We start from the raw sequence: 23558 nt of genomic DNA on the forward strand, positions 1-23558 counted from the left end.
TCTTTCCGGGTGCGACGACAGGTTCGGGAGCCGCCTGACGGGACAGGCGGCAGGTATGGAACCTCTCTCTCCCTCTCCGCCCAGGCGGCGCGCTTCCGTGGCCCGACGGAAGCCCGCCGCGGGAAAATGAAAGGTTACGAAGAGCATGGCGCAAGTCTACGTTGGCCAGAAACGTATCCGCCGCTATTTCGGCAAGATCCGCGAAGTCCTCGAGATGCCGAACCTCATCGAGGTTCAGAAATCCTCCTACGACCTGTTCCTGAGGTCGGGCGACGCCGACAGGCCGCTGGACGGCGAAGGGCTTCAGGGCACCTTCCAGTCGGTCTTCCCGATCAAGGACTTCAACGAGACCAGCGTGCTGGAGTTCGTCAAGTATGAACTGGAAAAGCCGAAATACGACGTCGACGAATGCATGCAGCGCGACCTGACCTATGCCGCGCCGCTGAAGGTGACGCTGCGCCTGATCGTGTTCGATGTCGATGAATCGACCGGCGCCCGGTCGGTGAAGGACATCAAGGAACAGGACGTCTACATGGGCGACATGCCCCTGATGACGCCCAACGGCACCTTCATCGTCAACGGCACCGAACGGGTGATCGTCAGCCAGATGCACCGCTCCCCGGGCGTGTTCTTCGACCACGACAAGGGCAAGACCCATTCCTCGGGCAAGCTGCTGTTCGCCTGCCGCATCATCCCGTATCGCGGCAGCTGGCTGGACTTCGAGTTCGACGCCAAGGACATCGTCTTCGCCCGCATCGACCGCCGCCGGAAACTGCCGGTGACGACGCTGCTCTATGCCCTCGGCATGGACCAGGAAGCCATCATGTCGGCCTATTACGACACGGTGAACTTCCGCCACGTCAAGAACAAGGGCTGGGTCACCAAGTTCTTCCCCGAGCGCGTGCGCGGCACCCGCCCGTCCTACGACCTGGTGGACGCGGCCTCGGGCGAGGTCATCCTGAAGGCGGGCGAGAAGGCCACGCCGCGGATGGTCAAGAAATGGATCGACGAAGGCCAGATCACCGAGCTGCTGCTGCCCTTCGACCATGTCGTCGGCCGCTTCGTGGCCCAGGACGTCATCAACGAGGAAACCGGCGAGATCTGGGTCGAGGCCGGCGACGAGCTGACGCTGGACTACGACCGCGACGGCGAGATCAAGGGCGGCACCGTCAAGCTGCTCCTGGACCAGGGCATCACCGACATCCCGGTGCTGGACATCGACAACGTCACCGTCGGCCCCTACATCCGCAACACCATGGCGGTGGACAAGAACATGGGCCGCGACACCGCGCTCATGGACATCTACCGGGTGATGCGGCCGGGCGAGCCGCCGACCGTCGAGGCCGCCTCGGCGCTGTTCGACACGCTGTTCTTCGACAAGGAACGCTATGACCTTTCCGCGGTCGGCCGCGTGAAGATGAACATGCGCCTCGACCTCGAGAAGCCCGACACCCAGCGGACGCTGGACCGCGACGACATCATCGCCTGCATCAAGGCGCTGGTGGAGCTGCGCGACGGCCATGGCGAGATCGACGACATCGACCACCTCGGCAACCGCCGGGTGCGGAGCGTCGGCGAGCTGATGGAGAACCAGTATCGCGTCGGCCTGCTGCGGATGGAACGCGCGATCAAGGAGCGGATGTCCTCGGTCGAGATCGACACGATCATGCCGCAGGACCTGATCAACGCCAAGCCGGCGGCGGCGGCGGTGCGCGAATTCTTCGGCTCGTCGCAGCTGTCGCAGTTCATGGACCAGACCAACCCGCTGTCGGAAGTCACCCACAAGCGCCGCCTCTCGGCGCTTGGCCCGGGCGGTCTGACCCGCGAGCGCGCGGGCTTCGAGGTCCGCGACGTCCACCCGACCCACTACGGCCGGATGTGCCCGATCGAGACGCCGGAAGGCCAGAACATCGGCCTGATCAACTCGCTGGCGACCTTCGCCCGCGTGAACAAATACGGCTTCATTGAGACCCCCTATCGCCGGGTCATCGACGGCAAGGTCACCGACGAGGTGATCTACATGTCGGCGACCGAGGAGATGCGCCACACCGTCGCCCAGGCGAACGCGGCGCAAAGCGCGGAAGGCAAGTTCACCGACGACCTGATCTCCAGCCGGAAGGCCGGGGAATTCATGCTGAACCCGCCGGATGCCATCGACCTGATCGACGTGTCGCCGAAACAGCTGGTGTCGGTCGCGGCCTCGCTGATCCCGTTCCTCGAGAACGACGACGCCAACCGTGCCCTGATGGGCTCGAACATGCAGCGGCAGGCAGTGCCTCTGCTGCAATCCGACGCGCCCTTCGTGGGGACCGGGATCGAGGCCGTGGTGGCCCGCGACTCCGGCGCCGCGATCATGGCGCGCCGGGCCGGCGTCATCGACCAGGTGGACGCCACCCGTATCGTCGTCCGCGCCACCGAGATGCTGGAACCGGGCGAGCCGGGGGTGGACATCTACCGTCTGCGCAAGTTCAAGCGCTCGAACCAGTCCTCCTGCATCAACCAGCGCCCGCTGGTGAAGGTGGGCGACCGCGTGGCCCGGGCCGAGGTGATCGCCGACGGCCCCTGCACCGACATGGGCGAGCTGGCCCTCGGCCGGAACGTGATCGTGGCCTTCATGCCGTGGAACGGCTACAACTACGAGGACTCGATCCTGATCAGCGAGCGCATCCTGCGCGATGACGTCTTCACCTCGATCCACATCGAGGAATACGAAGTCGCGGCGCGGGACACCAAGCTGGGGCCGGAAGAGATCACCCGCGACATCCCGAACGTCGGCGAGGAGGCGCTCCGCAACCTCGACGAGGCCGGGATCGTCTACATCGGCGCCGAAGTGCAGCCGGGCGACATCCTGGTCGGCAAGATCACCCCCAAGGGCGAAAGCCCGATGACGCCAGAGGAAAAACTCCTCCGCGCCATCTTCGGCGAGAAGGCCAGCGACGTGCGCGACACCAGCCTGCGGCTGCCCCCGGGCGCCTATGGCACCGTGGTGGAGGTGCGGGTGTTCAACCGCCACGGCGTCGACAAGGACGAGCGCGCGTTGCAGATCGAGCGCGAGGAAGTCGAACGCCTCGCCCGCGACCGCGACGACGAGCTGGCGATCCTGGAGCGCAACATCTACGCGCGGCTGAAATCGCTGATCCTCGGCCGCGAGGCGGTGAAGGGTCCGAAGGGCATCAAGGCCGGGTCGAAGATCGACGAAGACCTGCTGGGCACGCTGTCGCGCGGCCAGTGGTGGCAGCTTGCCGTCGCCGAAGAGGCGCAGGCCAAGGAGGTCGAGGCCCTGCACGACCAGTTCGAGGCGCAGAAACGCGCCCTCGACCTGCGCTTCGAGGACAAGGTCGAGAAGGTCCGCCGCGGCGACGACCTGCCCCCGGGCGTGATGAAGATGGTCAAGGTCTTCGTGGCGGTGAAGCGCAAGCTGCAGCCGGGCGACAAGATGGCCGGCCGTCACGGCAACAAGGGCGTCATCTCCAAGGTCGTGCCGATGGAGGACATGCCGTTCCTGGCGGACGGCACTCCGGTCGACCTGGTGCTGAACCCGCTGGGCGTGCCGTCGCGGATGAACGTCGGCCAGATCCTGGAAACCCACATGGGTTGGGCCGCCCGCGGCCTGGGTCTGAAGATCGACGACGCGCTGCGCGACTACCGCCGGTCGGGCGACCTGACCCCGGTCAAGGAAGCGATGCGCCTGGCCTATGGCGACGAGACCTGGGACGAGGCCTTCTCCGGCCGCGACGAGGACGATCTGGTCGAGATGGCGCAGACCGTCACCCGCGGCGTGCCGATCGCCACCCCGGTCTTCGACGGGGCGAAGGAAGCCGACGTGAACGACGCGCTGAAACGGGCCGGTTTCGACCAGTCCGGCCAGTCCGACGTCTTCGACGGCCGCACGGGCGAGCGGTTCCAGCGCAAGGTGACGGTGGGCGTGAAATACATGCTCAAGCTGCACCACCTTGTCGACGACAAGCTGCACGCGCGCTCGACCGGGCCCTACAGCCTGGTCACCCAGCAACCGCTGGGCGGCAAGGCGCAGTTCGGCGGCCAGCGTCTGGGGGAGATGGAGGTCTGGGCGCTGGAAGCCTATGGCGCCGCCTATACCCTGCAGGAGATGCTGACCGTGAAGTCGGACGACGTGGCCGGCCGGACCAAGGTCTACGAAAGCATCGTCAAGGGCGAGGACAACTTCGAGGCGGGCGTTCCCGAGAGCTTCAACGTGCTCGTCAAGGAAGTCCGCGGCCTCGGCCTGAACATGGAACTCCTGGATGCGGAGGAAGAGTGAGGAACGGGTTTTCGCCGAAAACCCGGGCTTCCTGATTTTCGTCGAAAATCGGGAAGCCCCTCCCTCTGAGCCCCGCGCCCTTTCAAGGAATTGGAAATGAACCAGGAACTGACGAACAACCCGTTCAACCCGGTCGCCCCGGTGAAGACCTTCGACGAGATCAAGATCTCTCTGGCTTCGCCCGAGCGGATCCTGTCGTGGTCCTATGGCGAGATCAAGAAGCCGGAAACCATCAACTACCGCACCTTCAAGCCCGAGCGCGACGGCCTGTTCTGCGCCCGCATCTTCGGGCCGATCAAGGACTACGAATGCCTCTGCGGCAAATACAAGCGCATGAAGTATCGCGGCGTCGTCTGCGAGAAATGCGGCGTGGAAGTCACCCTGCAGAAGGTGCGCCGCGAGCGGATGGGCCATATCGAACTGGCCGCCCCGGTCGCGCATATCTGGTTCCTGAAATCGCTGCCGTCCCGCATCGGCCTGATGCTGGACATGACGCTGCGTGATCTGGAACGCATCCTCTACTTCGAGAACTACGTCGTTATCGAGCCGGGCCTGACCGACCTGACCTACGGCCAGTTGATGACCGAGGAGGAATACCTCGACGCGCAGGACCAGTATGGCGCCGACGCCTTCACCGCCAACATCGGCGCCGAGGCGATCCGCGAGATGCTGGCCGCCATCGACCTGGAGGCGACCGCCGAGCAGCTGCGCGAGGAGCTGAAGGAGGCCACCGGCGAACTGAAGCCGAAGAAGATCATCAAGCGGCTGAAGATCGTCGAATCCTTCCTGGAATCCGGCAACCGCCCGGAATGGATGGTGCTGACCGTGCTGCCGGTGATCCCGCCGGAACTGCGCCCGCTGGTGCCGCTGGACGGCGGCCGCTTCGCCACCTCCGACCTGAACGACCTCTATCGCCGGGTCATCAACCGCAACAACCGCCTCAAGCGGCTGATCGAGTTGCGCGCGCCCGACATCATCGTCCGCAACGAAAAGCGGATGCTGCAGGAAGCCGTCGATGCCCTGTTCGACAACGGCCGCCGCGGCCGCGTGATCACGGGCACCAACAAGCGCCCGCTGAAATCGCTGTCGGACATGCTGAAGGGCAAGCAGGGCCGGTTCCGCCAGAACCTGCTGGGCAAGCGGGTGGACTTCTCGGGCCGGTCGGTCATCGTGACCGGGCCGGAACTGAAGCTGCACCAGTGCGGCCTGCCGAAGAAGATGGCGCTGGAGCTGTTCAAGCCGTTCATCTACTCGCGGCTTGAGGCGAAGGGCCTGTCCTCCACCGTGAAGCAGGCCAAGAAGCTGGTCGAGAAGGAACGCCCCGAGGTCTGGGACATCCTGGACGAGGTGATCCGCGAGCATCCGGTGCTGCTGAACCGCGCGCCGACGCTGCACCGTCTGGGCATCCAGGCCTTCGAGCCGATCCTGATCGAAGGCAAGGCGATCCAGCTTCACCCGCTGGTCTGCTCGGCCTTCAACGCCGACTTCGACGGCGACCAGATGGCCGTGCACGTCCCGCTGAGCCTTGAGGCCCAGCTGGAAGCGCGCGTCCTGATGATGTCCACCAACAACGTGCTGTCGCCCGCCAACGGCGCGCCAATCATCGTGCCCTCGCAGGACATGGTGCTCGGCCTCTACTACGCCACGATGGAGCGCAAGGGCATGGTCGGTGAAGGCATGGCCTTCGCCGACATCGACGAGGTGGAACACGCGCTGGCCGCCGGCGCGGTGCATCTGCACGCCCGCATCAAGGCCCGCCTGAAACAGGTGGACGAGACCGGCAACATCGTCTGGAAGCGCTACGAGACCACCCCGGGCCGGCTGCGGCTGGGGAACCTCTTGCCGATGAACGCCAAGGCGCCCTTCGAGCTGGTCAACCGGCTGCTGCGCAAGAAGGATGTGCAGACCGTCATCGACACCGTCTACCGCTACTGCGGCCAGAAGGAATCGGTGATCTTCTGCGACCAGATCATGGGCCTCGGCTTCCGCGAGGCGTTCCGTGCCGGGATTTCCTTCGGCAAGGACGACATGGTGATCCCGGACTCCAAGTGGACCATCGTCAACGAGGTGAAGGACCAGGTTGCCGGCTTCGAGCAGCAATACCTGGACGGCCTGATCACCCAGGGCGAGAAATACAACAAGGTCGTGGACGCCTGGTCGAAGTGCAACGACAAGGTGACCGAGGCGATGATGTCCACCATCTCCGCCTCGAAAACCGACGAGAACGGCGCCGAGAAGGAGCCGAACTCGGTCTACATGATGGCCCACTCCGGCGCCCGGGGTTCGGTCACCCAGATGAAGCAGCTGGGCGGGATGCGCGGCCTGATGTCCAAGCCCTCGGGCGAGATCATCGAGACGCCGATCATCTCGAACTTCAAGGAGGGCCTGACGGTTCTGGAATACTTCAACTCCACCCACGGCGCCCGCAAGGGCCTGTCGGACACGGCTTTGAAGACCGCGAACTCGGGCTACCTGACCCGCCGCCTGGTGGACGTGGCGCAGGACTGCATCATCCGCGTGCATGACTGCGGCACCGAGAACGCCATCACCGCGGTCGCCGCGGTGAACGACGGCGAGGTGATCTCGCCGCTCGGCGAACGGGTCTTGGGCCGCGTCGCGGCCGAGGACATCGTGCTGCCGGGCAGCGACGAGGTGGTCGTGGCCAAGGGCGAGATGATCGACGAGCGCAAGGCAGACATGCTGAACTCGTCCGGCATCGTCTCGGTCCGCATCCGCAGCCCGCTGACCTGCGAGGCCGAGGAAGGCGTCTGCGCCCAGTGCTACGGGCGCGACCTTGCCCGCGGCACCCAGGTGAACATCGGCGAGGCGGTCGGCATCATCGCCGCGCAGTCGATCGGCGAGCCGGGCACCCAGCTGACGATGCGGACCTTCCACATCGGCGGCGTGGCGCAGGGCGGACAGCAGTCCTTCCTCGAAGCCTCGCAAGAGGGCAAGGTGGAGCTGCGCAACCCCAACGTCCTGACCAACGCGGCGGGCGACCAGATCGTGATCGGACGCAACATGTCCATCGCCATCGTCGACGACGCCGGCCAGGAACGTGCGGCGCACAAGCTGTCCTACGGCGCCAAGCTGCACGTCAAGGACGGCCAGTCGGTGAAGCGCGGCGTGAAGCTGTTCGAATGGGATCCCTTCACCCTGCCGATCATCGCCGAAAAGGCGGGCGTGGCGCGGTTCAAGGACCTGATCTCGGGCCTCTCGGTGCGCGAGGACACGGACGACGCGACGGGGATGACGCAGAAGATCGTCTCCGACTGGCGGTCCGCGCCCAAGGGCAACGAGCTGAAGCCGGAGATCATCCTGATGGATCCGGCCACCGGCGATCCGGTGCGCAACGACGCCGGCAACCCGATCAGCTATCCGATGTCGGTCGACGCCATCCTTTCCGTCGAGGACGGGCAGGAACTGCGTCCGGGCGACGTGGTGGCGCGTATCCCGCGCGAAGGCGCCAAGACCAAGGACATCACCGGGGGTCTTCCCCGCGTGGCGGAACTGTTCGAGGCCCGTCGTCCGAAGGACCACGCCATCATCGCGGAAGCCGATGGCTATGTCCGCTTCGGCAAGGACTACAAGAACAAGCGCCGCATCACCGTGGAGCCTGTCGACGAGACCTTGCAGCCGATGGAATACATGATCCCTAAGGGCAAGCATATTCCGGTGCAGGAAGGCGACTTCGTGCAGAAGGGCGACTACATCATGGACGGCAACCCGGCTCCGCACGACATCCTGCGGATCATGGGGATCGAGGCGCTTGCCAACTACATGATCGACGAGGTGCAGGACGTCTATCGCCTGCAAGGCGTGAAGATCAACGACAAGCACATCGAGGTCATCGTCCGCCAGATGCTGCAGAAGCTGGAAATCCTCGACTCCGGCGACACCACCCTGCTGAAAGGCGAACAGGTCGAGAAGCAGGAGCTGGAGGAGGAGAACGCCAAGGCCCGCGCCCGCGGCCTGCGCGAGGCCAAGGCCGAGCCGGTGCTGCTGGGGATCACCAAGGCGTCGCTGCAGACCCGCAGCTTCATCTCGGCGGCCTCCTTCCAGGAGACCACGCGGGTTCTGACCGAGGCTTCGGTCCAGGGCAAGCGCGACAAGCTGGTCGGGCTGAAGGAGAACGTCATCGTCGGCCGGCTGATCCCGGCCGGCACCGGCGGGGCGACCCAGCGGGTGAAGAAGATCGCCGGCGAACGGGACGCCACCGTGATCGAGGCGCGCCGGAGCGAGGCCGACGAGGCCGCCGCGCTGGCCGCCCCGATGGAGACGATGGAGACCGAGGTCGATTCCAGCCTGGTCGACACCATCGAGAGCCGCGACTGATCTTGCGGCCTTCGGGTCTGATGACGAAAGCAAAACCCCCGCCGGCCGCAAGGCCGGCGGGGGTTCTTCGTTCCGGCCCGGCGGCGGGCCGTCAGTCCGCCATGTTCACCAGCGTCAGCGCGGCGCGGCGGAAGGTGGCCATGATCTGCTTCGCCTCGGGCTGCGGCACGCCGGTCTCGGCCATCGCCTGTTCCATCAGCTCCAGCCAGTCCTCGGCATCCCGGGCGCGGATTTCCACATGGTCGTGGATCTCGCGCAGGTTCATGTGGCCGTGCTTCTCGTGGTAGTAGCGCCGCCCGCCGAAGAAGCCGCAGAGGAATTCGAACTGCTCGGGCCGGACATGGGCAAGACCGTGGCCCTTCAGGTGCATCTCCATGATCGTGCGGCCCTGCGGCACCGTCTCGATCAGGTCGTAGAACCTCTCGACCATGGCGCGGACCCGGGGCTCTCCCCCGATCCGGTCGATCATCGTCTGCATTGCGGGCCTCCCATTGCGGTCCCGCCCCCGGACGGGGGACAGCGGCGCCCCCTTCCTGCCGGGGGCGCCCCTTCTGTCTCAGCCCTGCGGGCGGGTCTTCTTCGGATCGTAGGCGGACAGCGGCACGATCACCGCCGGCAGGCGCTTCTGCTGGCCATCCAGCTTGCCCACCTCCAGCGCGGTGCCGACCTCGGCATGGGCCACGTCCACCCGCGCCAGCGCGATGTTCTTGCCCAGAAGCGGCGAGCGCATCGAGGAAGTCACCTCCCCCACCTGCGCCCGGCCGACATGCAGGCAGTCGCCATGGCCGACATCGACGTTGGAATCGATCTCCAGCCCCACGAACTTGCGGCTGGGATGCTCCTTCCGCCGGATCAGCGCATCGCGGCCGATGAAATCGTCGGTCTTCGACTTCAAGGGCACGGTGAAGCCGATCCCGGCCTCGAACGGGTCGGTCTGGTCGCTGAAATCGTAGCCGGCGAAGATCAGCCCGGCCTCGATCCGCACCATGTCCAGCGCGGCAAGGCCCATCGGCTTCAGCCCCAGGTCCTGCCCGTTCTCCCAGACCGCATCATAGACGGTCGAGCCGTCCTTCGGATGGCAGAAGATCTCGAAGCCCAACTCGCCGGTATAGCCGGTCCGCGACACCATCACCGGCGCCCCGGCGGGCCCGCCGATCCGGCCGACGGTGAAGCGGAACCATCCCAGCTCCTCGATCGTCGGCTGGTGCGGCGCGGTCCAGATCACCCGCTTCATGATCTCGCGGCTGTTCGGCCCCTGCACCGCAAGATTGTGCAGCTGGTCGGTCGAGGAGCGGACCATGACGTTCAGCCCCAGTTTCTCGGCCTGCTCGCGCAACCAGATGCCCGAGTAGTCGTCGCCGCCGATCCACCGGAACTGGTCCTTGCCCAGACGGAACACGGTGCCGTCGTCCAGCATCCCGCCGTGATCGTAGCACATCGCGGTATAGACCACCTGCCCCTGCGACAGCTTCTTCATGTCGCGGGTGACGCACCATTGCATCAGCGCCTCGGCATCCGGCCCCGTCACCTCGAATTTGCGCAGCGGAGACAGGTCCATCACCACCGCGGCCTGACGGCAGGCCCAGTATTCCTCGATGGCGCCGTTCTGCGAATAGACATGCGGCAGCCAGTAGCCCCGGTATTCCTCAAGATACCGCGTCCGCTCCGAGATGCGGGAATGGAAGGCGGTTTCCTTGGTCATCCGGGGCTCCGAGGCAGGGGTGGGTCGATGGGCGATGGCGCGGCTGAACTTCTGCGCGCCGGAATAGGTGCGGACATGGATGTCCGACAGATACCAGCCGTTGGCCGGCGAGGTGTCGTCCGGGCAGGCCGAGTTGACGCAAACGATGTCGGTCAGCGCCCGGAACAGCACATAGTCGCCCGGGCGGCTCCACGGTTCGTCCGAGACCAGAACGCCATGGGCGTCGATATTGGTGTTGAAGAACAGGTTGACGGCCATCCAACCCGGCCGCGGGCTGACGCCATAGGGCGCCAGCGCGGTGTTGAAGTTGTCCGAGCAGTTGACGTGGCCGGGATAGCCGATGTCGTCGTAGTATTTCGACGAACAGGCCATGGCGAAGGCGTCGTGCCGGCCCACGGTGTCCTGCACCACCTCGACCAGCGGCAGCCAGTCCTGGTCGAAATACTTGGAATGCAGGCCGGGCATCGAATAGGCATGGCCCATCAGCGTGCGCGAGGTGGTCACGTCCAGCGCGTGCTGCAGGCCCTTCTCCAGCTTGCGGGCGTCGAAGCACTGGAAATCGGTGCATTGCCGGCCATCGACGTCGAGGATCTGGATATAGTCGCCGGCCTTGACGAAATAGCTTTCCGCCGTGGCCGACTTCACCCGCAGGTCGAGGATCGGGTCGGCCAGCGGATCGGGCAGGTCGTAATGGCCCACCGTCCGAGGCTTGGCGCGCTGGATCAGCAGGGTCAGCGGCGTGGCGGTGTCCTGCGCCTCGGGCGCCATCGGCAGGCCCGGGGCGGCGATCACCAGCCAGCCGCCGTCCAGCGCGGTGAACTCCGCCCGCGCGCCGGGTTGGGTGTCGGGCGCGAAGACCCGCAGCGCGCCGGCCTTGGCCAGGTCGATCTGCCGCGCCGCCAGTCCGCGGCGCAGGCGGGCAAGCCCCTCGCCCGCGGCATCGCCGAGCGCCAGCATCGCCTTCAGCCCCTCGGCGGTGGAATTCGGCGCCTGGCCGAGGATCGCCGCGTCGATCCGCCCGTCGGCGGCGGCGGCAACGATCTCGGCGGGCTGGCCGCCCTCATCGTTGATCAGGGTCAGCCGGTCGCCCGGCATCAGTTGCAGGATTGCCGCGCCGCCGCCGGGGATGACATGCCGCTCCTGCCCGTGATGGCGCGACAGGTTCTGCGGCGTCAGGATGCGGCTCGGGCGCGGCGGCCCGGGAATGACGGTGGGATAGGCCTGGTCGAGCATCTCGTTCCCCCGGTTCCCCGCAACGGTGCTTGTGCGGGAATTTCGTGCAGGTAAAACTTGTTAATTTGAGAGAATAACACCTTGCCGGGGTGAAACAAGCCCGATGGCACGCGGAGGGGAAAAATGCTGTCCTTGGGATTCGGGCTTTGCGCTGCGCTGGCCTGGGCGCTGCACGACCTGCTGGTCCGCAAGCTGACGCAGGGCTCGGCCATGCTGCCGATGCTGCTGACGGTGCTGGTGGCGGGTGGGCTGGGGCTGGCGGTTCCCACCCTGATCCTCGGCGGATGGGAGCGGATGACCGGCGAGGCGCTGGCGCTGTCGGTGGCGGCGGGGGTGGTCTATGTCGTCGGCTCGGGCGGGCTGTATCAGGCGCTGCACCGCGCCCCGGTGCGGATCGTCGCGCCGGTGCTGGGATCCTTCCCGATGCTGTCGCTGGGCATCGCCGCCGCGCAGGGCCGGGCGGTGGCGACGGCGGAATGGCTGGCGGTGGCCGCCATCGTCGCCGGCATCGCCTGGGTCGCGCTGACCGGGCGCGCGGACGGCGGCGCGCTCCGCGGCAGTCTCTGGACGGCGCTCCTCTGGGCAATGGCCGGAGCGGCGGGCTTCGCATTGACCTTCGCCCTGGGGCAGGAAGCGGCCCGGACCGGCGCCACCTTCCCCTCGATGCTGGTGACGCGGATCACCGCGGCGGCCTGCACGCTGGCGCTTGCCGTGGCCTGGCGCTCCACCCGCCCCGCGCCGGGCACCCTGCCCTTCCTTCTGGCGATGGGGGGCCTCGACGCGCTGGCGCTCGGCCTGGTGACGGCCTCGGCCTGGCTGCCGCACCCGGAATATGCCGCCGTCGCCTCGGCGCTGTTCGGGGTGCTGACCATCCTGCTGGCCTGGCGCTTCCTGGGCGAGAGGGTCGCCCCGCCGCAATGGCTGGGCATCGCCGCAGTCTTCGGGGGAATCGCGGTGCTGTCGTTGCAGGGCTAGCCCTACTCCGCCGCCTCCACCCTCGGCGCGGTCATGCGGGACTGGCGCAGCGAGAGGGTCAGGCGGCGTTCGTCCTTGGGCGAGACGCCAAACAGTTCGGTGTAATGCCGGATCATCGGGCTGGAGGTCATGTAGCCGACCGAGGCGGCGATCTCGCGCAGCGAATCGTTGGAATAGAGCACCCGCTGCCGGGCCTTCATCAGCCGCAGGTGGTGGTAGTAGCGCAGCGGGCTCTGGCCGGTCTCGCGCTTGAACAGCCGCTCGAAATGCCTGCCGGACAGGCCGACGGCCGAGGCCACGTCTGGGATGCGCAGCGGGTCCTCGACATGGGTCTCGAACAGGCGGATCGCCTCGCGGATCTGCGGCGGCAGGCTGTCGGCGGTGCTGCCGGCGCGGGCCACCGGCACCTTCTGGCTGGCGTCGGCGTCGCGGACGAAGGGATGCTGGAACCAGCAGGCCACCTCGGTCATGGTCTCGCGGCCCAGCCGTTCCTCGACCAGCCGCAGCATCAGGTCGAAGACCGCGCCCGCGCCGGAGACCGTGTTGCGGCGGCGGTCGCGCAGGATGGCGGATTCCGAAGCGGCGACATTGGGGAACTCGGCCTTGAACGCCGCCTCGTAGCACCAGTGGACCGAACAGCCCCGCCCCTCCATCAGCCCGGCCCGGGCCAGCGGGAAGATGCCGCCGGAGAAGGCGCCGAGGGTGATGCCGGTGCGGTCCAGCCAGCGCAGCCGCGCCGGGCTGCGGCGCGGATCGGCATATTCCGCCGTGGGCGGCGCCAGCAGGTAGAGGTGGTCCAGCCCGTCGGTTTCCTGCAGCGTCTCGTCCGGGTCGAAGCCGATCTCGGCCGAGGACCGCACCGGCGCCGCGGTCTCGGCCACCAGCCGCCAGACGAATTCGCGGCGGCCGCAGATTTCATTGGCGGCGCGCAGGGGTTCGATGGCCGAGGTCAGGCAGGCCATCGGAAACCCCGGGAACATCAGGAAACCCAGCCGGAGGGGGGGGGCCGCCTGTCCCATGGCGGCGTCAGTCTTCGGGCCACCAGCCGGGCGAGGTGGGCGCGCCGTCATCGTATTTCGACAGCCATTCCACCATCGCGGGCTGGTTGCGGATGAAGCCCTTGTAGGTCGCCAGGTCCGGGTGGATGTCGCGGATCACCCGGTGCAGGCGGCGGGCCCATTTCGGCACCGTCACCAGTTCCTCGAAACTGGCGAGGTAGCAGCGGATGTCGAAGGCGATCGCGTTCGACCGCGGCAGGCGGTAGAGCGTCTGCAACTCCACCCGCAGGTGCTGCTTCTTGCCGAGGTTCTCCTGCGTCAGCGTGGTCTTGGTCGGCCCCCATTTCGGATAGGTCTCGGGCGCGGTATCAAGGAGCGGGTTGACCGTCATCGTCCAGTTGAACCGCCGCACCGGCGCGCCGTGCTGCAGCTTCAGCAGGAATTTCAGCGCCCGGTCGAAGACACCCATGTCATGCGCCAGCGGCACCGGCGCGTGCCATTCGTGGAAGTTCATCCCCACGTCGAAATCGACCGACCAGTCGGCCTGCGAGGTGGCGATGCCCGCGTCCATCCACAGCGTGCCCTCGCGTTCGTCCTGCAGGGTGAAATCGCCCTGGGTCTGGCGGGTGATGTATTCGAACGGCCCGTAGGGCAGCGTCGATTCGTCCAGGAAGGTGAAGGTATGGTCGATCCCCAGCGGCCGGTTGATCCAGCGCCAGCGGTTGCCGTTCTTCTCCAGCGAGAACCACTGCGGGTATTCCTGCGCCTTGGTCTCCATGATCAGTTCCAGCAGGTCCCAGCCGGCCAGCGTCATGTGCGGCAGCGACTGGCAGCGCAGCGGATCGTCGGCCAGCACCTTGGCGCGGTCGATCATCTCGGCGACGTAGTGCTCGTCCACGTCGAAGATATGCTCGAAGACCGAACCCTTCCGGCCCGGCACATGCGGTTCCATGTTGACCGAATACATGTAGTCGTCGCGGTCGAAGGGGAACGGGAACCGCCGGATGTTCTGCGGCGAGTTGCGGTAGGTGAAGTCGTCGCGGAAGGTCTCTTCGCGGAAGAAGTCGTTGAAGGCGCCGGGTTTGAAGTCAAGGCTCATGTCCGTCCTCCTATCGGTCGATGACGAGGGTCTTGCCCTCGAAGCGGCTGACGCAGGGCATGATCTTTCTGCCCTCGGCCTGTTCTTCGGGGGTCAGCCAGTGGTCGCGGTGCAGGATGGTGCCGTCGCAGCGCACCACCGCCGTCTCGCATTGCCCGCAGGCGCCGCCGCGGCAGAGGTAGGGGGCGTCCACCCCCGCGGCCTCCATCGCCTCCAGCAGCGATTGCGTCGGCCCGACGGTAAGGGTCTTGCCCGAGGCCGCCAGTTCGACGGTGAAGGGCAGGCCGGTGCCGGGGGCGATGAATTCCTCGGAATGCAGCGCCTGCTTCGGCCAGCCCATCCTTTCGGCGGTGGACAGAACCCAGGCGATCATCCCCTTCGGGCCGCAGACATAGAGATGGGTGCCGATCGGCTGCATCGACAGGATGGTGCCGAGGTCGATCCGCTGCTCTTCCTCATCGAAGTAGCAATGCACCTTGTCGGGATGGGCCGAGGTCAGCCGGTCCATATAGGCGCCGAGCGCGCGGTTGCGCGCGGCGTAGTGCATCTCCCACCGGCCGCCGAAATGGCTCAGCTGCGCCACCTGGGCCAGGAAGGGGGTGATGCCGATGCCGCCGGCGATCATCAGGTGCTTCTTCGCCCGGTTGTCCAGCCCGAACAGGTTCACGGGGTGCGACAGCACCATCTCCATTCCGGGGCGAACATGCCGGTGCATGAAGAGCGAGCCGCCGCGGCCCTGGTCGTCGCGCCGGACGCTGATCTCGTAGCCCGAGGTATCCTCGGGGTCGGACATCAGCGAATAGGGGTTCAGCCGGCGGGTGCCGTTGTCGTCCATCTCGACCACGGTATGCGCCCCGCCGGAAAAGGCCGGCAGCGCCGCGCCGTCGCGCGAGACGAAGCGGAAGCGGGTGATCAGCTCGTTGACCGGCACGACCTCGGCCACCCGGACATTCAGTTTGGCGACGCCGCTCATTTGAACCTCACCACGGCTTCGGGCACCTGGCCCGGGTCTTCGGCGTCTATGTTGACGCCCTGGAAGGCGGCGAGGCGGCGCGAGTAATGGTCGCGCACGAAAAGGTTCAGCCCGCAATGGCTGCACGTGAAGGGATCGGTCGAGACATTCTCGGTGATGCCCTTGCAATGCACGCATTGCACCCGGCGGACGGTGGAGCCGCGGTGCTCCTTCTGGATCGCCGTGGCCGGGAAGCCGGTCTGCATGATCGCGCGCTCCGCCTGGCCGCAAAGCCCCTCGGTCCCGGCAAGATAGAACTGGGTGCCCATGCGGGCATCCAGCAGCACCCGCTCCAGCCGGGTCAGCAGTGCCGGGATGGTGGGGCCGCGGTAGAACTGCGTCGGGCCGAGGGCGGCCAGACGGTCGGCCATGTCGGTGCCGTTCGGCCCCGGGCAATACATCACATGCGCTGCGGCCAGCAGGTTCCCGGCATCGGCGGATTTCGCCAGCATGTCGGTGACGGCCTCGGCGCCTTCGCCATCGGCGACGATCAGGTGCAGGTGGCCGGGCCGCGGTTCCAGCGGCGCATAGACCGGGCGGCTTCGGATGGTGGGTTCGACAGGTGTCAGGGTCATCGCTTCTTCCGTGGCTGCAACCCCTGTCGCGGGGGGCCCTGTCCGCGCCGACAGCCCCCCGCGATCAGGACGAGAGATCAGTCCTTGGCGGTGCGCCGCTTCTTCTCGACATCGTAGAACGGCATCGAGTGGGTGGTGGCGGCGATCGGACCATGGGTGCCGCAGCGCACCTCCAGCCTGGTGCCGTCGTTGGCGCAATCGACCGGCAGGCGGGCGATGGCGATGGTCCAGTCGTTCAGCGGCGAATGCATCGCCTGCGTCACCACGCCGACCTGCTTCTCGCCCTTGTAGACCGGCGCACCGTTGCCGGGGACGTTCTTGCCCTCCAGCTTCAGGCCCCAGATCTTGAACCGCTCCTTGCCCTTCAGCCGGTAATGCTCTTCCGCGCCGCGGAAGCCGGTCTTGCCCGGGGAAACCGTGAAGTCGAGGCCGAGTTCCCAAAGCGTGTCGCCCGGGCCCTCGTTCTCGAACGGATACATCTCGGAGTTGTCGTAGGGGAAGAACAGCAGGTAGCTTTCGGTCCGCAGCATGTCCAGCGTGGTGAAGCGGCAGGGAATGATCCCCATCGACTTGCCCTCGTCCAGGATGCGGTCCCAGATCATGCCGGCGTCCTGTCCGCGCACGAACAGCTCATACCCCCGCTCGCCGGTGTAGCCGGTGCGCGAGATCATCGCGGGCTTGCCGAAGAGGCTGGTCTGCATATGGGCGAAATAGGGCAACTGGCGGATGCCGGGGACGTGCTTCTCCAGGTAGTCCACCGCCAGCGGGCCCTGCAGCGACAGGTCGTGGGTGTTGTCGTCGAAGCGGATCGACACGTCGCGGCCGGTGGCGGCCATGGTCAGCTGCTCATGCGCGCCGCCCGAGCCGTGGACGACCATGAAGCTGTTCGGCGCCAGGCGATAGATCACGCAGTCGTCGACGAACTTGCCCTGGTCGTTCAGCATGGTGGCATAGACCGACCGGCCGGGCATCAGCTTTTCCATGTTGCGGGTGGTCGCCCGCTCGATCACATGGCTGGCCCCCGCGCCGGTGATGTGCACCTTCTTCAGGCCCGACACGTCCATCAGGCCGGCCTTGGTGCGGATCGCCATGTATTCGGCGTCGGGGTCGCCCTTGGTGTAGGACCAGGCTGTGCCCATCCCGCTCCAGTCTTCGAGATCGGACCCAAGCGCGCGGTGGCGGTCGGCCAGCGTGGAGAAACGCCAGGAGTTGGTCATCGGCAGGCTCCCTGAAAGGTAGTGGTTTCCGTCAAGTCTCTGGCGATTCCCGCCCAAAAGCAATAATGAAATGCAACATTTTTTCTTCGGAGAGAACGTTGGCGAAATAATCCTTCTCCATGGCAAAGGGGCCGCCAAAGCGGCCCCCTGCCTCGATTTTCGTGCCGTCAGCCCGGCAGGACGAAGAACCAGTTCGCCCAGAGCACGACGCAGACCCCGGCGACCAGCGCCACATAGGGCAGGATGCCGGCCTTCCTTTGCCCCAGCTCGCCATAGGGCAGGCCGAGGTCCTCGTAGGCTTCCTTCGGGAACTTGCCGCCGTCGACGACATAGTGCCGATACCAGAACACCGGGAAGATGAACGAGGCGAAGATCAGCCCCGACCACAGCGCGTTCTCGTAGCCCCAGACCTTGGCACCGGCGCCAAGGAACAGCGCGTTGACGAAGGCGAGGCAGGTGTTCAGCCCGATCAGCCAGGTCGGCGCCTTCCAGGGCCGGTCCATATGGGCCGAATCGATCCGGTGGATCCAGCCGGCGTTCAGGTTCAGGAAGTTGAACATGATGTAGCCGACGTTCGAGATGGCAAGGACGTAGAAGTATCCGCCCGCGTCCGAGGCCAGCGCCAGCAGGACCACGTTGAAGGCGAAGTCGGTCCACATCGCGTTGCGCGGGGCACCATGACTGTTCACCTCGCCCAGATATTTGGGCAACCAGCCATCGCGCGAGCCCTGGTAGAGGGTCCGCGACGAGCCCGCCATGGCCGTCATGATCGCCAGGAACAGCGCCATGATCATCAGGATCACGAAGATCTGGGTGATGACCGGCCCGCCGCCGATCATGTTGCCGAGCGCCTCGCCGATGCCGGTGCCGTCGACGATGCCGGTGGCCAGCATGCCTTCGACCCCGTAGACGCCCTGGAAGGAGAAGGGGATCAGGAAGAAGAAGACGATGGCAAGCAGGCCGGAGTAGAAGATCGCCCGGAAGGTATCGCGCTTGGGGTCCTTCAATTCGCGGGTGTAGCAGACCGCCGTCTCGAAGCCATAGGTCGACCAGGCGGCGATATACATCCCGCCGAGGAACAGCGTCCAGCCGCCGATGTTCCACTCGCCATCGACACCCGAATAGGCTGCGGTCGGAGGCACCAGGTTGGTGACGTTCATCCAGTTGATCGCGCCGGTCAGGATCGGAACCAGACCCACCAGCAGCAGCGGGATCAGCACGATCACGGCCAGCCATTTCTGCGCGCTTGCGGTCGAGGCGATGCCCTTTTCCTGAATGAACAGGATGATCAGCATCAGCACCACGCCGATCAGGAAGGTCGAGTTGAAGTGCAGCGTGCCAAGGCCCGGAATGTTGATCGCGGCGGCCTCGAAGCTGCGGAACCAGGGCGTCAGCGCCGAGACGGCGTCGGCGCTGGCCACGGCCTGGATCGCCTGCTCGGCAGTGGTGCCGGCATTGGCGGCCATGTAGTCCGCCACGCTTTGCGTCTCGGCGGTGTAGTTGGCCAGGTTCGCCGTCACCCAGTCCAGCACCGGCTGGCTGTCGGCCAACGGGATCGGGAACAGCGCGTTCAGGATGTAGCCCGCGGCGATGGCGCAGCCCAGGGACAGCACCGGCGACCAGGCGAACCAGTTGCACCAGACCGACAGCGGCGCAATCAGCTTGCCGTAGCGCAGCCAGGCGGTGGCGCCGTAGACCGAGGTGCCGCCCGACTTGTTGCCGAACATCCCCGCCATCTCGGCATAGGTGAAGCTTTGCAGGAAGCCCATCACCATCGAGATCATCCAGACGAGGAAGGCCAGCTTCCCCGTGGTGCCCGCGATCCCGCCGATCGAGAACAGGACCAGCGGCGGCACACCCGCCGCGACCCAGAAGGCCCCCTTCCAGCTTAGCGCCCGGACCATCTGGCCCGAACCGGATTCCGTCGTCATACCCTCACTCCTGTTGTGTGGCGGCCGGTTCGGCGCCCCCTGCCCCTTGGGGCCGGATCGCGCCGCCTGCCGCGCCAGTTGCAGTTTCTACGGTCGGCACACCTCTTACCGGGTGGTCCTGCCGCCCCGTCACTCCGTCATCCCGCTTCCCGTCGGGCCGGACCGCAGACGGCGCCTGCGACCCGATGTCGCAAAAGAAAGCACGCCAAAGCTCATATGGCGAGAAATATTTTAATTTGACGAAACTTTGTTTCCCGAAGGTCCGGGAAAGCCGGCGGCTGCCCGCGAAAGAGGCAGGTCCGCACGGCGGCTGAACGCAAGCGGAAGACCCGGCCGCGGTCCAGAAGGAAGGGGACGAAGACCGCCCCCTTCCGTTCGGCCCGGGAAGGGCCTCAGTTGCGCAGGTAGCTTTCCATCGTGTCCTCCAGCGCGTCCTTCCAGGGCGTGTGGTGGACCGGCGCCATGGTGCCGGTGATGACCGACTTGTAGGCGTTGTCGCGGAAGGTCATGATGTTCTTCTTCTTGTGGTCCTTCCACTCGAAGAAGGCCTCGCAGGCGCCGTCCACGTCGAAGCTGGGATAATCCGTCTCGGCGATCAGTTCCTTGACGTATTCGCCCTGGTAATGGATGGCGTCATGCGCGTCCTGGCCGGCATCTTCGCCCGCCACGCGGTCCTTCACGTCCTTCAGCAGCACCGCCTTGTCCTCCGGGATGGCGATCCGGCCCATGATGGCGTCGCGCACCCACCAAGCCTGGGCGTCGAACATGTTGAAGGTGAACCACTGGTCCTGCATCCCCAGGTAGAACAGCTTGGGGTTATGCACCCAGGCCACGCCCTTGTAGAGATCCGCCGTCGCCAGCCGGTTGGCCGTCTTCAGCCGCAGGTCGTCGGGCAGGAAGGGGAAGTGGTGCTTGTAGCCGGTGCAGAGGATGATCGCATCGACCCGCTTCGAGGAGCCGTCGGCGAAATAGGCGGTATTCTCGTCCACCTTCACCAGTTGCTTCACCTCCTGCCAGTTCTCCGGCCATTTGAAGCCCATCGGCTCGTGCCGGTAGCAGGTGGTGATCGAGTTGGCGCCGTATTTCCAGCATTGCGAGCCGATGTCCTCGGCCGAGTAGGAGGCGCCCAGCAGCAGCAGGTCCTTGCCCTTGAACTCGCGCGCGTCGCGGAAGTCGTGGGCGTGCAGCACGCGGCCGTTGAAGCGGTCGAAGCCCGGGTATTCCGGCACGTTCGGCACCGAGAAGTGGCCGGAGGCGACGATCACGTTGTCGAACTCCTCCTCATACATCCGGTCCGCCTTCAGGTCATGCGCGGTGACGGTGAAGTTGCCCTTGTCCTCGTTGTATTTCACCATGCGGATGGTGGTGCAGAAGCGGATCCAGTCGCGGACGCCGGCCTTCTTCACCCGGCCCTCGATATAGTCGAACAGCACGGCGCGCGGCGGGTAGCTGGCGATCTGCTTGCCGAAATGTTCCTCGAAGGAATAGTCGGCGAATTCCAGCCCTTCCTTCGGCCCGTTCGACCAGAGGTAGCGATACATCGAGCAATGCACCGGCTCGCCATGCTCGTCCAGCCCGGTGCGCCAGGTGTAGTTCCACAGCCCGCCCCAGTTGGACTGTTTCTCGAAGCAGACGATCTCGGGGATCTCGGCCCCCTTGACCCTGGCAGACTGGAACGCGCGCAGCTGCGCCAGGCCCGACGGCCCCGCCCCGATGACCGCAACCCTTTTCTTCATTCTCAACCTCCGAGCTGTGCTTTCTCTGGCAATCCGTGTCCGTTGCCTTGGGCGAGACCGTAAGAGACAAGTTGCGCGTCTGTCAAATCTTCTTCCTGACGGGAAACAGAACGGCCCCGGGGAATCTGCGTTCCCCAGGGCCGCTCGCCTGTTCTCCGGTCGATTTCCGGCAAGGCCCTAGCGGGCGACGGTCACCGAGCAATGGGCCTGGCCCGCCACCTCAGCGGCGACCGAGCCGAGGACCAGCCGCTTCACGCCGCGCTTGTCGCCGGTGCCCATGACGATGTGGTCGCAGCCGTTCTGCTCGGCAAAGGCGACGATGGCCGACCCGGCCTCGCGCGAGACGATCTCGATCGTGCCGACGTCGGTCACGCCATCGGCGCGGGCCACGGCTTCGGCATCCGCCATCAGCTTGGCGGCCTCGTCATTGGTCCAATGGTTGATCGTCGGGCCGCGCACGCCGCCATGGGCGATGTTGACCACGCAGATCGTCAGATGCGCGCCGGTCAGCTTGGCCAGTTCGGTGGCGGCGTGAAGCCCGCGCGTGGCATGGTCCGACCCGTCGGTGGGGCAGAGAATCTTCTTCGTCATGTCCGTCTCCTGTCGCTGCTGTTGACCTGTGAGGAAACAAATCATCAAACTAGGGAAAATTCCTTGACGTGAGTCAAGATTTGTTCACCCGTCGGCAAGATTCCAAGAGGACGCCATGAAACCCATCGCCGAAGGCGACCGCCGCGTCGCCAATATCCGCGAAGCCGACTACACGCCCTTCGTCTATCCCGACGGGGTGGCGCTTGGCGATGCGGTGCTGCAACTGGACGACAGCCGCGCGCTCGGCGAGGGCTTCCACGTCTACCGGATGCCGGCCGGGATGCGCAGCCGCAGCCACCGCCACAACGGGCACGAGCAGTTCCTGATCCTGGAAGGGGAGCTGCACGAAAGCGACGGCACCATCCTGCGGGCGGGCGACTTGGTGTTCTACCGCGACGGGACCGAGCACAATTCGTATACGCCGCACGGCTGTCTGCTGGCCGTCCACATCCCCTCGGCCGAGACCTCGCTGGAATAGCCCCGACATAAAAGAGGCCCCGGTGCGCCAGGCGCAACCGGGGCCAGAGAACCGGGAAGGGGGACTTCCGGATCAGCAGTCCAGCGTGTGCTCGATCTCCCAGGACGACATGTGCGAGACATAGCTGTCCCACTCGGCCTGCTTGGTCTTGATGTAGGCGGCGGAGAATTCCTCGCCCAGGATCGACTTCAGCGTGGTGTCCTTGTCATAGGCGCGCAGCGCATCCAGCAGGTTCAGCGGCAGCCGCGGCGCGTTCTTGATCTTGTGGCCGTCCTGATACATGTCGATGTCCAGCCGCTTGCCGGGATCGGCCTTGGTCCGCACGCCGTCCAGGCCCGCCGCCACGATCACCGCCTGCATCAGATAGGCGTTGGCCGACCCGTCGGGCAGCCGCAGCTCGATCCGGCCCTTGCCCGGCACGCGCACCAGATGGGTGCGATTGTCGCCCGACCAGGTGACGGTGTTCGGCGCCCAGGTCGACCCGGACGAGGTGCGCGGCGCGTTGATCCGCTTGTAGCTGTTCACCGTGGGGTTGGTGATCGCCGCCAGCGCCGAGGCGTGCTTCATGATCCCGCCCAGGAAGTGCTTGCCCTTCTGCGACAGGCCAAGCTCGCCTTCGGGGTCGTAGAAGGCGTTCTGCTTGCCGTCCATCGACCAGGCCGAGATATGGGCGTGCAGGCCCGAGCCGGTCAGCTTGAGGAAGGGCTTGGGCATGAAGGTCACCCGCAGCCCGTGCTTCTCGGCCACCGAGCGCAGCATGAACTTGAAGAACTGCAGCTTGTCGGCGGTCTGCAGCACGTCGTCGTATTTCCAGTTCATCTCGAACTGGCCGTTCGCATCCTCGTGGTCGCTCTGGTAGGGCTCCCAGCCGAGGTCGATCATGTAGTTCGAGACCTCGGCGATCATGTCGTAGCGGCGCATGATCGCCTGCTGGTCGTAGCAGGGCTTGGCCGCGCAGTCCCAGGGGTCCGCGACCTTGTCGCCTTCCGGCGTCAGCAGGAAGAATTCGGGCTCCACGCCGGTCTTGACGCGAAGCCCTTCCTCGGCCGCCTGTGCGATCACCCGGCGCAGCACGTTGCGCGGCGCCTGGGAAAGCTCTTGCCCTTCCATGGTGCAGTTGGCGGCGACCCAGGCCACCTCGGGCTTCCACGGCAGCTGGATCACGCTGCTGGGGTCCGGCATCCCCAGCGTGTCGGGGTGGGCCGGGGTCACGACGAAGCCCGCCGCGAACCCGGCGAAGCCCGCGCCGCCGGAGACCACATCGTTGATCACCTGGGCGGGGACCAGCTTCGCGCGCTGAGCCCCGGCCAGATCGGTGAAGGACACCATGAAGTATTTGACGCCCTTATCCTTTGCCCATTTGGCAAGGTCATTCGTCATCTAAGAAACTCCCTGTC

At 66.0% G+C, this 23558-nt stretch carries 15 protein-coding genes; 4 read left to right on the forward strand and 11 right to left on the reverse strand.

All coding sequences use genetic code 11. The annotated features are described in order from the left end of the window. Positions 1 to 145: 145 nt before the first annotated feature. On the forward strand, positions 146 to 4279 hold the full coding sequence (gene rpoB / locus G5B31_RS06190) for a DNA-directed RNA polymerase subunit beta (protein WP_165014643.1): 4134 nt from the start codon (positions 146 to 148) through the stop codon (positions 4277 to 4279). A 96-nt stretch (positions 4280 to 4375) separates the two neighbouring features. Further along, the gene (gene rpoC, locus G5B31_RS06195) at positions 4376 to 8614 is read left to right on the forward strand and encodes a DNA-directed RNA polymerase subunit beta' (protein WP_165014646.1); all 4239 of its coding nucleotides are present in this window, start codon (positions 4376 to 4378) and stop codon (positions 8612 to 8614) included. Positions 8615 to 8705: 91 nt separating this feature from the next. Here the strand turns inward: rpoC and G5B31_RS06200 are convergent, their stop codons facing one another. Together G5B31_RS06200 and G5B31_RS06205 are read right to left on the reverse strand one after the other, a co-directional pair. Beyond that, positions 8706 to 9092, reverse strand: a complete 387-nt coding sequence (locus G5B31_RS06200) for a group II truncated hemoglobin (protein ID WP_165014649.1) — start codon at positions 9090 to 9092, stop codon at positions 8706 to 8708. A gap of 78 nt (positions 9093 to 9170) precedes the next feature. Continuing rightward, complete coding sequence (locus tag G5B31_RS06205) at positions 9171 to 11549, reverse strand: DUF1989 domain-containing protein (protein WP_165014652.1); 2379 nt, start codon at positions 11547 to 11549, stop codon at positions 9171 to 9173. 123 nt (positions 11550 to 11672) lie between these two features. On the opposite strand from G5B31_RS06205, the gene G5B31_RS06210 reads away from it, so the two are divergent. Continuing rightward, positions 11673 to 12524: a DMT family transporter gene (locus tag G5B31_RS06210; RefSeq protein WP_165014655.1), complete on the forward strand. Its 852-nt coding sequence runs from the start codon at positions 11673 to 11675 to the stop codon at positions 12522 to 12524. Between the two features lie 2 nt (positions 12525 to 12526). Here G5B31_RS06210 and G5B31_RS06215 read toward each other — a convergent pair whose 3' ends face one another. The 8 genes from G5B31_RS06215 to G5B31_RS06250 form a co-directional block, all read right to left on the reverse strand. Further along, positions 12527 to 13504, reverse strand: a complete 978-nt coding sequence (locus G5B31_RS06215; RefSeq protein ID WP_240904304.1) for a GlxA family transcriptional regulator — start codon at positions 13502 to 13504, stop codon at positions 12527 to 12529. A 46-nt stretch (positions 13505 to 13550) separates the two neighbouring features. Continuing rightward, the gene (locus G5B31_RS06220; protein ID WP_165014661.1) at positions 13551 to 14621 is read right to left on the reverse strand and encodes a DUF3445 domain-containing protein; all 1071 of its coding nucleotides are present in this window, start codon (positions 14619 to 14621) and stop codon (positions 13551 to 13553) included. A gap of 10 nt (positions 14622 to 14631) precedes the next feature. Then, positions 14632 to 15594 carry a PDR/VanB family oxidoreductase gene (locus G5B31_RS06225; RefSeq protein ID WP_165014664.1) on the reverse strand — a complete coding sequence of 321 codons (963 nt, stop codon included), beginning with the start codon at positions 15592 to 15594 and terminating at the stop codon, positions 14632 to 14634. After that, a complete protein-coding gene (locus tag G5B31_RS06230) occupies positions 15591 to 16208 on the reverse strand; it encodes a dimethylamine monooxygenase subunit DmmA family protein (protein WP_165014667.1) in 618 nt (205 codons plus the stop codon). Before G5B31_RS06230 ends, G5B31_RS06225 begins: the two co-directional genes overlap by 4 nt. A gap of 77 nt (positions 16209 to 16285) precedes the next feature. Then, entirely contained in the window at positions 16286 to 17425 is a 1140-nt protein-coding gene (locus G5B31_RS06235; protein WP_165014670.1) for an aminomethyltransferase family protein, read from the reverse strand. A 167-nt stretch (positions 17426 to 17592) separates the two neighbouring features. Next, on the reverse strand, positions 17593 to 19356 hold the full coding sequence (locus G5B31_RS06240; RefSeq protein WP_165014673.1) for an APC family permease: 1764 nt from the start codon (positions 19354 to 19356) through the stop codon (positions 17593 to 17595). Positions 19357 to 19748: 392 nt separating this feature from the next. Further along, the gene (locus G5B31_RS06245; protein WP_165014676.1) at positions 19749 to 21092 is read right to left on the reverse strand and encodes an NAD(P)-binding domain-containing protein; all 1344 of its coding nucleotides are present in this window, start codon (positions 21090 to 21092) and stop codon (positions 19749 to 19751) included. Between the two features lie 177 nt (positions 21093 to 21269). Further along, positions 21270 to 21683: a universal stress protein gene (locus G5B31_RS06250; protein WP_165014678.1), complete on the reverse strand. Its 414-nt coding sequence runs from the start codon at positions 21681 to 21683 to the stop codon at positions 21270 to 21272. A gap of 115 nt (positions 21684 to 21798) precedes the next feature. Here G5B31_RS06250 and G5B31_RS06255 point away from each other — a divergent pair, with 115 nt between their 5' ends. Then, positions 21799 to 22161 carry a cupin domain-containing protein gene (locus tag G5B31_RS06255; protein WP_165014681.1) on the forward strand — a complete coding sequence of 121 codons (363 nt, stop codon included), beginning with the start codon at positions 21799 to 21801 and terminating at the stop codon, positions 22159 to 22161. 72 nt (positions 22162 to 22233) lie between these two features. Here G5B31_RS06255 and glnT read toward each other — a convergent pair whose 3' ends face one another. Further along, the gene (gene glnT, locus G5B31_RS06260; protein ID WP_165014684.1) at positions 22234 to 23541 is read right to left on the reverse strand and encodes a type III glutamate--ammonia ligase; all 1308 of its coding nucleotides are present in this window, start codon (positions 23539 to 23541) and stop codon (positions 22234 to 22236) included. Positions 23542 to 23558 lie beyond the last annotated feature (17 nt).

The sequence above is a fragment of the Rhodobacter sp. SGA-6-6 genome, assembly GCF_011043545.1.
Classification (GTDB): Bacteria; Pseudomonadota; Alphaproteobacteria; order Rhodobacterales; family Rhodobacteraceae; genus Pseudogemmobacter.

Excerpts from the sequence above, each read along its gene's own strand:
- rpoB (WP_165014643.1), top strand. The coding sequence starts at position 146 with ATGGCGCAAGTCTACGTTGGCCAGAAACGTATCCGCCGCTATTTCGGC.
- rpoC (WP_165014646.1), top strand. The coding sequence starts at position 4,376 with ATGAACCAGGAACTGACGAACAACCCGTTCAACCCGGTCGCCCCGGTG.
- G5B31_RS06200 (WP_165014649.1), bottom strand. The coding sequence starts at position 9,092 with ATGCAGACGATGATCGACCGGATCGGGGGAGAGCCCCGGGTCCGCGCC.
- G5B31_RS06205 (WP_165014652.1), bottom strand. The coding sequence starts at position 11,549 with ATGCTCGACCAGGCCTATCCCACCGTCATTCCCGGGCCGCCGCGCCCG.
- G5B31_RS06210 (WP_165014655.1), top strand. The coding sequence starts at position 11,673 with ATGCTGTCCTTGGGATTCGGGCTTTGCGCTGCGCTGGCCTGGGCGCTG.
- G5B31_RS06215 (WP_240904304.1), bottom strand. The coding sequence starts at position 13,504 with ATGTTCCCGGGGTTTCCGATGGCCTGCCTGACCTCGGCCATCGAACCC.
- G5B31_RS06220 (WP_165014661.1), bottom strand. The coding sequence starts at position 14,621 with ATGAGCCTTGACTTCAAACCCGGCGCCTTCAACGACTTCTTCCGCGAA.
- G5B31_RS06225 (WP_165014664.1), bottom strand. The coding sequence starts at position 15,594 with ATGAGCGGCGTCGCCAAACTGAATGTCCGGGTGGCCGAGGTCGTGCCG.
- G5B31_RS06230 (WP_165014667.1), bottom strand. The coding sequence starts at position 16,208 with ATGACCCTGACACCTGTCGAACCCACCATCCGAAGCCGCCCGGTCTAT.
- G5B31_RS06235 (WP_165014670.1), bottom strand. The coding sequence starts at position 17,425 with ATGACCAACTCCTGGCGTTTCTCCACGCTGGCCGACCGCCACCGCGCG.
- G5B31_RS06240 (WP_165014673.1), bottom strand. The coding sequence starts at position 19,356 with ATGACGACGGAATCCGGTTCGGGCCAGATGGTCCGGGCGCTAAGCTGG.
- G5B31_RS06245 (WP_165014676.1), bottom strand. The coding sequence starts at position 21,092 with ATGAAGAAAAGGGTTGCGGTCATCGGGGCGGGGCCGTCGGGCCTGGCG.
- G5B31_RS06250 (WP_165014678.1), bottom strand. The coding sequence starts at position 21,683 with ATGACGAAGAAGATTCTCTGCCCCACCGACGGGTCGGACCATGCCACG.
- G5B31_RS06255 (WP_165014681.1), top strand. The coding sequence starts at position 21,799 with ATGAAACCCATCGCCGAAGGCGACCGCCGCGTCGCCAATATCCGCGAA.
- glnT (WP_165014684.1), bottom strand. The coding sequence starts at position 23,541 with ATGACGAATGACCTTGCCAAATGGGCAAAGGATAAGGGCGTCAAATAC.